At 47.8% G+C, this 11,045-nt stretch carries 8 protein-coding genes; 2 read left to right on the top strand and 6 right to left on the bottom strand.

Translation table 11 applies throughout. The features are described from left to right. On the bottom strand, positions 1-2,524 hold a 2,524-nt coding region (alaS, locus tag ACLR2L_RS15175; RefSeq protein WP_413369241.1), incomplete at its 3' end, for an alanine--tRNA ligase. Between the two features lie 205 nt (positions 2,525-2,729). Continuing rightward, positions 2,730-3,158, bottom strand: a complete 429-nt coding sequence (locus tag ACLR2L_RS15170) for a regulatory protein RecX (protein ID WP_413369239.1) — start codon at positions 3,156-3,158, stop codon at positions 2,730-2,732. A gap of 94 nt (positions 3,159-3,252) precedes the next feature. Between ACLR2L_RS15170 and ACLR2L_RS15165 the strand changes: the two genes are divergently transcribed. Together ACLR2L_RS15165 and ACLR2L_RS15160 are read left to right on the top strand one after the other, a co-directional pair. Next, the gene (locus ACLR2L_RS15165; RefSeq protein WP_413369237.1) at positions 3,253-4,476 is read left to right on the top strand and encodes a GNAT family N-acetyltransferase; all 1,224 of its coding nucleotides are present in this window, start codon (positions 3,253-3,255) and stop codon (positions 4,474-4,476) included. 14 nt (positions 4,477-4,490) lie between these two features. Continuing rightward, a complete protein-coding gene (locus tag ACLR2L_RS15160) occupies positions 4,491-6,557 on the top strand; it encodes a M13 family metallopeptidase (protein ID WP_413369235.1) in 2,067 nt (688 codons plus the stop codon). A 58-nt stretch (positions 6,558-6,615) separates the two neighbouring features. Here the strand turns inward: ACLR2L_RS15160 and ACLR2L_RS15155 are convergent, their stop codons facing one another. From ACLR2L_RS15155 to ACLR2L_RS15140, 4 genes are all read right to left on the bottom strand, one after another. Further along, on the bottom strand, positions 6,616-8,106 hold the full coding sequence (locus ACLR2L_RS15155) for a methyl-accepting chemotaxis protein (RefSeq protein ID WP_413369233.1): 1,491 nt from the start codon (positions 8,104-8,106) through the stop codon (positions 6,616-6,618). Positions 8,107-8,114: 8 nt separating this feature from the next. After that, positions 8,115-8,636: a PAS domain-containing protein gene (locus tag ACLR2L_RS15150; protein ID WP_413369231.1), complete on the bottom strand. Its 522-nt coding sequence runs from the start codon at positions 8,634-8,636 to the stop codon at positions 8,115-8,117. A gap of 146 nt (positions 8,637-8,782) precedes the next feature. Continuing rightward, the gene (locus tag ACLR2L_RS15145; protein ID WP_413369229.1) at positions 8,783-9,370 is read right to left on the bottom strand and encodes a DUF938 domain-containing protein; all 588 of its coding nucleotides are present in this window, start codon (positions 9,368-9,370) and stop codon (positions 8,783-8,785) included. Beyond that, on the bottom strand, positions 9,363-11,045 hold a 1,683-nt coding region (locus tag ACLR2L_RS15140), incomplete at its 5' end, for a vitamin B12 dependent-methionine synthase activation domain-containing protein (protein ID WP_413369227.1). The genes ACLR2L_RS15140 and ACLR2L_RS15145, both read right to left, overlap by 8 nt.

The following is an 11,045-nucleotide window of genomic DNA, read 5'->3' as shown; positions in this document are numbered from 1 at the left end:
CCTGGGCCATATCCGGGCGACCACCGCCTTTACCACCAACCTGCTCAGCGATAAAGTTTATTAGTTCGCCAGCTTTTACCTTGCCAACTAAGCCCTTAGTTACACCTGCAATCAGGCTCACTTTGCTGTCTTCTGGCACGCCCAGAACAATGACGCCTTCACCAATGCGATTTTTCAGGTCATCCACCATGCCGCGCAACGACTTGGCCTCAACGCCCTCCAGCTCGGCTATAAGCACTTTAACGCCGTTGATCTCAACAACATTAGACAATACATCTGCGCCTTGTTGGCTTGCCACTTTCTGCTTCAGGGCAGTCAGTGCTTTTTCCAGTTCTTTTTGCTGAGCCTGGCTTTGTGCTACTTTGTCGGCCACGCTAAGCGTATCGGTTTTCAGCAAACTGGCAGCTTGTTGCAGTACAGCCTGTTGCTGCTGAACATAAGCCAGTGCGCCCATACCTGAAACCGCTTCGATACGACGCACACCAGAAGCAATACCGCCTTCTGAGATAATCTTAAACAAACCAATGTCTCCGGTTTGTTTGACATGCGTTCCGCCACACAGTTCCGTAGAGAATGGCCCCATCGACACTACGCGTACTTTTTCATCGTACTTTTCACCAAATAATGCCATGGCACCTGACGCTTTAGCTTCATCCAAATCCATTAACTGGGTAGTAAGCGCATGGTTCGCCTGAATTTCACCATTCACGCGTTGTTCAATTTCCAGTACCTGTTCGGCGGTAACCCCCTCAAAATGAGAAAAGTCAAAACGCAAACGATCGGCATTTACCAATGAGCCCTTCTGGGTAACATGCTCACCCAGAATTTCGCGAAGCGCTGCATGTAACAAGTGAGTAGCACTGTGGTTTTTACGAATCGCAGTCCGCTTGGTGTCATCAATGCTGGCAACGGCTTTGTCGCCTTTGCGGATAACGCCTTTTACTGTACCTTTGTGCGCAAATGCATTACCCAGCTTTTGGGTATCTGTAACCAGGAATTCTCCGTTGGCCACTTTTAACACACCGGTATCACCGACCTGGCCGCCAGATTCTGCGTAAAATGGCGTGGTATCGAGTACCACTACGCCTTCCTGACCGTCAGTGAGTTCTTCACAGAATGCGTCACCCGAAATGAGTTCAACAACATTGGAATCCTGCTCACTCATATCATATCCGGTGAACGCCGTTTCCTGTTCCACTTTCAACAGGTTGTTGTAGTCGGCACCAAACTGACTGGCTTCCTGGGCACGCTTACGCTGTGCCTGCATTGCTGCTTTAAAGCCTTCTTCGTCAATGGTGTAATTGTGTTCACGGGCAACGTCGTTGGTTAAATCAGTTGGGAAGCCGTAGGTGTCATACAGCTTAAATACCAGTTCACCTGGGATCACAGTGCCTTCCAACGCTTCCAGTGCTTCGTTCAGAATGTTCATACCACGTGACAGCGTTTTACTAAACTGTTCTTCTTCTACACGCAGTACTTTTTCAATAACCGGTTTCTGATCTTTCAGTTCAGGGTAAGCTTCGCCCATTTCTTTGGTTAACGCTGCCACCAGCTTGTAGAAAAAGATATCACTGGCACCCATTTGGTATCCGTGGCGCACTGCACGACGAATAATACGGCGCAGCACATAACCCCGCCCTTCATTGCTCGGCATAACGCCATCGCACACCAGGAATGCACACGAGCGGATGTGGTCTGCAATTACGCGCAGTGATTTATTCGACAAATCTTCAGTGCCAACGATAGAGGCAGCCGCTTTGATTAAGTTATCGAACAGGTCAATCTCGTAGTTGCTGTGAACGTGCTGCATAATGGCAGAAATACGTTCAAGCCCCATGCCAGTATCAATTGAAGGCTTAGGCAATGGTTCCATTGAGCCGTCGGCCTGACGGTTGAACTGCATGAAAACCAGGTTCCAGATTTCAATGAAACGGTCGCCATCTTCTTCAGGTGATCCTGGAGGGCCACCCCAGATGTGCTCACCGTGATCGTAAAATATTTCAGAACATGGGCCACAGGGACCGGTATCGCCCATTGACCAGAAGTTGTCGGTAGTACCAATACGAATGATCTTTTCTTTAGGAACGCCGATTTGCTTTTCCCAAATATCAAATGCTTCGTCGTCTTCGGCATACACGGTTACCAGCAGTTTTTCTTTTGGTAACTTTAATTCGTCGGTTAAGAACGACCATGCAAACTGAATGGCTTCCTGTTTGAAGTAGTCACCAAAGCTGAAGTTACCCAGCATTTCAAAGAAAGTATGGTGACGGGCTGTATAGCCTACGTTTTCCAGATCGTTGTGCTTACCGCCAGCACGCACGCAACGCTGTGACGATACTGCGCGGGTATAGCTGCGCTTTTCGGTACCCAGAAAAACGTCTTTAAACTGGTTCATACCGGCATTCGTGAACAACAAAGTAGGATCATCTGCCGGGACCAAAGAAGAACTGGCAACAGCCTGATGGCCATTACGACTAAAATACTCGATGAATTTGCGGCGAATATCAGCAGTTGATAGTGTCATTGATAACCTAAAATCCTTTGTTATTTATAAAGCCTGTATGCAGCGAAAGTGGCACAGAAAACTCAGTCTGGCGAATCGAATACCGCATGTTCTTGAGGGTCGCAACAATACCACGGATGATGTCGCTTTGTTAAGCAATGGCGAGGTTACAACACAGAAATAATTACTATCAGGCTAATTGATTGGGTCGATTACACCTGTGTGATTATTCCTCAGTTACCGACATAGCATAGTCAATCTGATCCTGATAAAAGCCTCGGTACTGTAAAAAGCGCATTTGCTTGTAGCGTTGCTCCCGATTTGTCACCAAACCAATACCAAATTTTTTCGCCCGCACCTGTAGTGCCAGTTCAAACCAGTCGAGGTTATTTTTGCGAATGGCCTGCTCGAACAAGGATTCATTAATTTGCCACTGCTGGCAGTCTGTTTTCACCCTGCCCGGCCCATGGCCTTTTGCAAAGCCCGCGCGCACTTTCATTTCGGCAAAGCGAGCATCACTTTGAATGCCCGCCTCGCGAAATTCATCCAAAACAGGTAGAAACGCCTCTGATTGAAAGCCTTTTTGCTGTAATTTACGTACAACTTCAGCAAATGCATGTTCTCGTCGCGACAACATGCGGGTAATCGAATCCATAATGATTTTGCGGTCGCTATCTGACATGGTTACATTTAATGGTTACGTTTAATGGTTATATTTATTTTTCTGGTCGACGGGGCATACTAACGAAATGGCGTACGAAGTAAATATTCAAGGCTATCGTTTGTGTTGCCTGGATGCCATTTCAGACGTATCTCAAACCGAGTGGAATCGGCTTGCCCGTTATGCAACGACCGGTGGCCCATTTGTGCAGTATAGCTGGTTAGCCTTACTGGAAGACACTGGCTGTGTGGGTCAGGATACAGGCTGGCAACCTTCACACTGGGTTATCTACGAGGGCAATTCATTGGTTGCCGCTATTCCCGGTTACATTAAAACGCACAGCTATGGCGAATATGTATTTGATCACAGCTGGGCGAATGCTTACCACCAGCACGGTTTTGCTTACTACCCCAAATGGATTGCCGCCATACCGTTTACCCCGGTAACCGGTCCGCGAATACTACTCGATGCCAACGCCGACTTTACCCGCTGTGTACAGGCACTTTCCTCGGCGTTACAGAGCTGGGCAAACCAACAGGGGATTTCCTCTTTGCACTGGTTGTTTCACAATCACAGTTGCGATGCGTTTGACGAGCTGGGTTTTCCAACCCGTCGCAGTGTGCAGTTTGAATGGGTTAATCGTAAATACAGTCAGTTTGACGACTTTCTGAATGTATTAACCTCGCGCAAACGCAGAGACATCCGAAAAACACGGTCACGTGTGTTAAGCGATGGTATGCAAATACACACCCTAACCGGTGATCAGCTCACGACAGCGCATATGACTACCTTTATTGCCTGTTATCAGGATACCTATTTAAAGCGCAGTGGTCACAAAGGCTATCTCACACCCGATTTTTTCTTTGGTTTGTTAACCCGTATGCCAGACAATATTTGTCTGGTATTAGCCAGTCGCACAGACAAACCTATTGCTACAGCGCTCTTTCTATACGATAAAACCGGACTATATGGGCGCTACTGGGGTTGTCTGGAAGACATTGATTCGCTGCATTTTGAATGCTGTTATTTTCGTGGCATCGACTTTGCCATTGCGCAAAACCTGCCGGTATTTAATCCTGGTACACAGGGAGAGCATAAGATACTACGCGGTTTTGAACCCAAATTTTGCTATTCGCAGCACCAGTTACTGCACCCGGATTTTCACTCAGCTGTAGAAAAGTTTTTACATCAGGAAACGCCCGTTATACAAGAGTATTTCAATCAGGCGCAGGATGTATTACCTTTCAATAGCGATTATATAAACACGTTTGTGAACACTAACGATAAACCGTCGGATTCCGACCATTCCTAACACAGAGTATTATAATGAAGTACACGTTAATCGCAGCGTCTGTTGCCGCCACTCTGGCACTGACAGCCTGCAGTAAATCTGAGAACACACAAGTACAGCAAACCCAGGCTCAAGCACCTGCTGTAGCGCAAATTGGTACCTTCGGTGTTGACCTGAGCGCCCGTGATTTAGCCGTTAAACCCGGCGACGACTTTTTCATGTATGCCAGCGGTACCTGGTACAAAAACTATGAGTTACCTGCTGATAAAACCCGTTTTGGCGCGTTCAGTGAACTGGCGGATCGCAGTGAAGAGCAAGTGAAGCAAATCATCGACGACATTATGGCGTCGGACAGCCTGACTTCCGATGAACAATTGGTTCACGATTATTACCATGCCTACATGGACACCGACACCATTAACGCCAAGGGTATTACCCCCATAAAGCCTATTCTGGAAGAAATCCAGGGGCTGGATTCGGTAGACGCGTTAACCGTCTTTTTCGGTAAGAGCTGGTTGCATGGTGCAAGTTCACCGCTATGGGGTGGTTTGTGGTACAACCGTCTTGACCCTAACGAATATCAGTTGTCTGTGGGCGTAAGCGGATTGGGCTTACCTGATCGCGACTATTACCTGAGCGATGCTGAACGCTTCGTAAACATTCGCCAGGCGTATCTGACGCACATTGCGCAAATGCTGAGTTTTGCTGGCGAAACCGATACCGAAACAAAAGCGCAGACCATCCTGGCATTGGAAACCGCAATTGCTGAAATTCAGTGGCCACGTGAAAAGCGCCGGGATCGCGACTTAACGTTAAACCAAATCGCCCGTGAAGAATTAAGCGATGCCTATGCAAACTTTAACTGGAATGCCTGGTTAAATGCCCAAGGTTACAAAGCGCCCGAGCTGAACATTACCCAGCCGGAGCCAGTAAAAGCAGTCATTGAGATCATTAATGATACGCCAATGGCCGATTGGAAAACGTATCTGACCTACCACACGATTTCTAATAATGCGTCTATGCTGTCTGACGACATCTACATGGCGAACTTTGAATTCCAAAGTAAAACACTGTACGGCCAGCAAGAGCCCCGCCCTCGCTGGAAACGCGCGCTGGCCTCAATGTCTGGTACCGAGTCGCTGGGTTTCGCCATTGGCAAGAGCTATGTTAAGCGTTTCTTCCCTGAGAGTTCTAAGACCCAGATGGCTGAACTGGTTGAAAACCTGCGCACCGCGTTAGGCGAGCGCATTGATGGCCTGGATTGGATGGGTGAAGAAACGAAAGTGAATGCCAAAGCCAAACTGGCTGCCTTCCGCCCGAAAATCGGTTATCCGGATGAGTGGTTGTCATACGAAGGACTGTCGGTTACTGCCGATGATCTGCTCACTAACGAACACAACATCCGTAAGTTCTTCCGTGCACTGGAGCTGGAAGAAGAACTCAAACCCACTAACCGCGAACGTTGGGGCATGACACCACAACAGGTGAATGCGTATTACAACAGCTCGTTTAACGAAATCGTGTTCCCGGCTGCAATTCTGCAACCGCCATTCTTCGATCCAAATGCCGATGCAGCTGTGAACTACGGTGCAATTGGTGCGGTAATCGGTCATGAGATGGGACACGGATTTGATGATCAGGGTTCTAAGTCAGATGCCAATGGTATTCAGCAAAACTGGTGGACCGATGAAGACCGCGCTGCATTTGAAGCGAAAGCCGACATGCTGGCCGCTCAGTACAGTGCGTATGAGCCTATTGAAGGCAACTTTGTTAATGGCCGCAACAGTTTGGGTGAGAACATCGGTGACGTAGGCGGCCTGGCTATGGCATATCACGCCTATCAATTGAGCCTGAAAGGCAAAGAAGCCCCGGTGATTGACGGCTTAACCGGTGATCAACGTTTCTTCCTGGCCTGGGCTCAGGTTTGGAAAGAAAAGCGCACAGAAGAAAGCATGCTCAATCAGTTACGCGCGGGTACTCACGCACCAGGACAGTCACGAGCCCTTGCGCCACGTAACCACGACGCATGGTACAAAGCCTTCGACGTACAGCCAGGTGATGCACTTTATCTGGCACCAGAAGAGCGCGTACGCATCTGGTAATTAATGTACCAATAGCAAGAAGGCCAGCGTTTAGCTGGCCTTCTTTATTCTGATTGCTCTACCTTGCGGCTCGGCCGTGTTTTTGATCTACCAGCTCTGTAAGACACTGAATAACGTGAGAACTGGCATTTTCTGCCGCTTCCACATGATGCAGAATACCCTGGAATATATCGTCGTTGCGCAACCAGTCCTGTTTTACCAGGGCAATGGCTTTGTGCACATTCTGATGCACGCCGGCGTGATAGTTTTCCAGCGTTCTGAATGCAGGTAAACCATTGAACATATCCTTGCCAGTGCCCTCGTAATACCATTTGCCCAAACGACAGGAGAAGTGATCCACTTTTACGGCTTCGGCTTCATTACCTTCACCATTGCGCTCCATGCCTATGTAAGCGTTTTGCATGTACACAATGTGGTCCAGTTTAACCAGTGAAGCAAACGAACGGTCTTTGGTTTGGCCAATGAGATGAATAGTTTTATCGGCTGCCTGGGCTACAAATTCAAAATTGGTATAGAACTTACTTACTTCGTCGCCAATTACCTTGGTGCTTTGCCCAACTTCCAGGGTTTGGCTAACCATGGTGTCAATTTTACCTGTCAGGTTATAAATAATATCGCTGATTTCTGCGGTAGACTGACGTGTCCGGTCTGCCAGGTGGCGCACTTCGTCAGCAACAACTGCAAACCCCCGGCCTACTTCCCCTGCCCGGGCCGCTTCAATTGCGGCATTCAGGGCTAACAGGTTGGTTTGCTCGGCAATATCACTGATCAATTTCACCGTAGCGGCGATGCGGCCACTCTCCTGCCCCAGCAGGTTTGCTGTATTTTCTACCGAGACCATTTTTTGGTTTACTGAATCAAGCGATCCCTTTAGCTCTGCCACTGTCTGACGACTTTGGTTTGCCCCATCACGACTTTCATTGGCAATGGATAACACATCGTCCATATCGGTTGATAACTTCACCATTTCCTGCTGACTGTTTTTCAGATTATCCAGCAAATTACTGGTATTGAGGTGATGCATTTCACTGAGCAATCGATTTTGACGGGCGAAGTTATCAGCCTTCTCCATCGATGAAATAGCCATATTCACGTTTTTCATGATATCGGCAAATTCACCCGGCAGGCCTTTCACCAGCCCTTTGCGATAAAACTCACGTTTACTGGCGCGTTCAAAACTGTTCGACAATTCTTTAAAGTTGGTTTCTACCACATCTAAGAAGTCATTTAGTTCCCAGGCAACTTTTCCTACTTCACCCAGGCCCTTTGTTCTGGTTACCCTGACATGCGTATTGCCCTCTATGGCGGCAGACAAGGTTTCGTGAATGGCACTGAGTGCCTGTATCGGCTTTTTATGATCCCGGTAAGCATAAAACGCAAATACCATTGCCACCACCGGCGACAGAATGTTCAGCAGCGTAAACCCACTTCGCCACACATTACCTGCGGCGATAAAAAAGGTAATTCCCACAAACACAATGCAGATAATCAGAAATTTCTGGGTTAAAAATGGAATATTTTTACTGACCTGGCTGGTTTGAATAATCATTGCACTTCCTATAAATATTGTTCGTACAAACCCAACACAAACTCGTCGTAACTCACACCGTGTTGCGACTCAATATGCTCAGACAACCACTTCCACGAATTACTTGCTGCAGTATCCGCTGACAAACCCGCTTCTTTTTTTCGCATTTCAGCATAAATAGCTTCAATTGCTTTCACTGCCGCTTCCGGGGCTTTTCGTCGCACTGAAAAGAAGCCCTCTACTTTACCGTTCACTACATCAGGAGTTACGTTCGCAAACACCCAGTAATAATCTCCGTCTGACGTAAGGTTTTTTACAAACCCAAAAAATTCCTGACGGGATTTGAGCGTTTTCCACATGGCGTAATACACCCCTCTGGGCATATCGGCATGGCGAATAATGTTATGGGGCTTTCCGAGTAATGCTGTTTCCGGGAAGTTAGAAATTCGCATAAAGTGGCGATTGGCGTAGGTTATATTTCCCCGCAAATCGGTTTTGCTGACTATCAGAATCTTGTCTGAAAACGTAATGTTTTTGGCAACCACAGGCATTACCGTCCTTTATTAATGTTATTGGCAGGTGATCACGTTATTACTTAAAGATTGCACGCAAACTTCAATGTGTCCAATTCGAAATAAACTATGAAACAACACATTGCGCCGTCACAAAGTGCGGCAGTCTGCCAGAACCCGTTGAGCTATTCTTTGACCCAGATTAATAACAGATTGTTTGCTGGCATGTGCACAGTGTGTTTGAGTATTAAATCCTCACCGGCCCAGGTGATTAACTGGTTAATATCTTTGTATCCACCAAGCCCGCGACTTAATAAATCCAGATGAAAAAGCTGATTACTTTGAGAAGAAAATTCCCCGTTTAAGGTAAACGGCCCGTACTGACAAAACACGCCTTGTTGGGGTAATCGCTGCGCTACACTTTTCATCATCAGTGCCACTTCATCGGCAAACATAATGTGCGCGGTATTGGCGGAATACACGGCATCGAAGGGCAACGCGGGCAAATCATGCTGACCAATCATTAATTCAATCGGGCGATGTAAATTAGTGAGGGCAGCGTCATCCAACCAGGCGTTAATACCTGCATGGTTGTGTTTGACATCACTGGTGTGCCAGTGAAGATGGGGTAAATAGCGGGCAAAATGCACTGCATGTTGCCCGGTACCACTGCCAATTTCCAATACAGTGGTACTGTTTGAAAATGCCCGTGATAACTCAGTCAGAATTGGCTGTTTATTGTTCTCACAGGCCTGGCTGAATGGTTTAGTCATTCAGGTTGGGGCCTAACCAGCGCTGCGCAGTTTCGATATCCCAACCTTTGCGGTTAGCGTAGTCTTCCACCTGATCTGGCTGAATTTTCGCTACTGCAAAATACCGCGCCTCAGGATGCGCAAAATACCAGCCGGATACCGACGCCCCCGGCCACATGGCATAGCTTTCAGTGAGCTTCATGCCGGTGTTCGCTTCTGCATTAAGCAGATCCCAAATCAGCTGCTTTTCAGTATGCTCAGGGCATGCTGCGTAGCCTGGTGCAGGTCGAATGCCCTGGTATTTCTCGCGAATCAGCTCATCGTTGCTAAACGACTCGTCCGGCGCATAGCCCCAGTAATGCTTACGCACTTGTTCATGCAGATATTCAGCGAACGCTTCAGCTAACCGGTCGGCTACAGCTTTTACCATTATGGCATTGTAGTCGTCGCCTTTTGCTTCATAAACGGCTGCCAGTTCATCTTCACCAATTCCGCCTGTCACTGCAAAGGCACCAATGTAGTCTTTAATACCGGAACCTACCGGTGCTACAAAATCACTTAAGCAATAGTTTGCGCCTTTTGGCTTATCCGTTTGCTGACGCAGGTGATGTGCTACACCCAACACTGCCGTTCTGGTTTCGTCGGAATACACCACCACGTCGTCTTCCTGACGGTTTGCCGGGAATAAACCAATAACGCCTTTGGCCTGCAAGCTTTGGTCAGCAATCACTTTATCCAACATGGCGTTAGCATCATCAAACAAACTTTGAGCCTGCTCGCCTACTACTTCATCAGTTAAAATCCGCGGATACTTACCGGCAAGCGACCAGGTTAAGAAAAACGGTGTCCAGTCGATGTAGTTTCGCAGGGTTTCAAGCGCTACTGAAACAGGTGTTACACCGAGCTTTTTGGGCGTTACCGGCGCTGTGCTGAAATCAGGTACATGAGCATTGTCGCGCGCCTGCTGCAAGCTCACCGGTTTACTGCGCGGCTGTTTGCGAGCATGTTGGTCGCGTACAATGTCATATTCTTTGCTAAGCTGCTCAGCAAACTCAGCACGGGATTGTGCATTCAATAATTTCTGACACACACCTACCGCACGACTGGCATTCGGTACGTACACTACCGGAGCATGATAATGCTGTTCAATCTTAACCGCCGTGTGTGCTTTAGAGGTGGTTGCACCACCAATCAATAACGGCAGGTCGAAGTTCAAACGCTCCATCTCTTTGGCAACGTGTACCATTTCGTCCAACGATGGCGTAATTAACCCCGACAGGCCAATCATATCAACATCTTCTTCTTTGGCACGTTGCAGGATACTGGCACAGGGTACCATTACCCCCATGTCGATCACCTCAAAGTTGTTACATTGCAGTACCACACCCACAATGTTTTTACCGATGTCGTGTACATCGCCTTTAACGGTTGCCAACAGGATTTTACCGTTACTCTTCTGGCCTTCTGATTTTTCGGCTTCAATATGAGGTTGCAGATACGCAACGGCCTTTTTCATTACGCGCGCTGATTTTACTACCTGCGGCAGGAACATTTTTCCTTCACCGAACAAGTCGCCCACCACGTTCATGCCATCCATTAATGGCCCTTCAATAACGTGAAGTGGCTTTTCGGCCGCTTGTCTGGCTGCTTCAGTATCTTCTTCAATAAAATCGGTGATCCCTTTAACTAACGCGTG

Source organism: Alteromonas sp. AMM-1 (assembly GCF_047290655.1).
Lineage (GTDB): Bacteria > Pseudomonadota > Gammaproteobacteria > Enterobacterales > Alteromonadaceae > Alteromonas > Alteromonas mangrovi.
The sequence above is the reverse complement of the archived record's forward strand: the minus strand, read 5'-3'. Positions and strand labels throughout refer to the sequence as shown.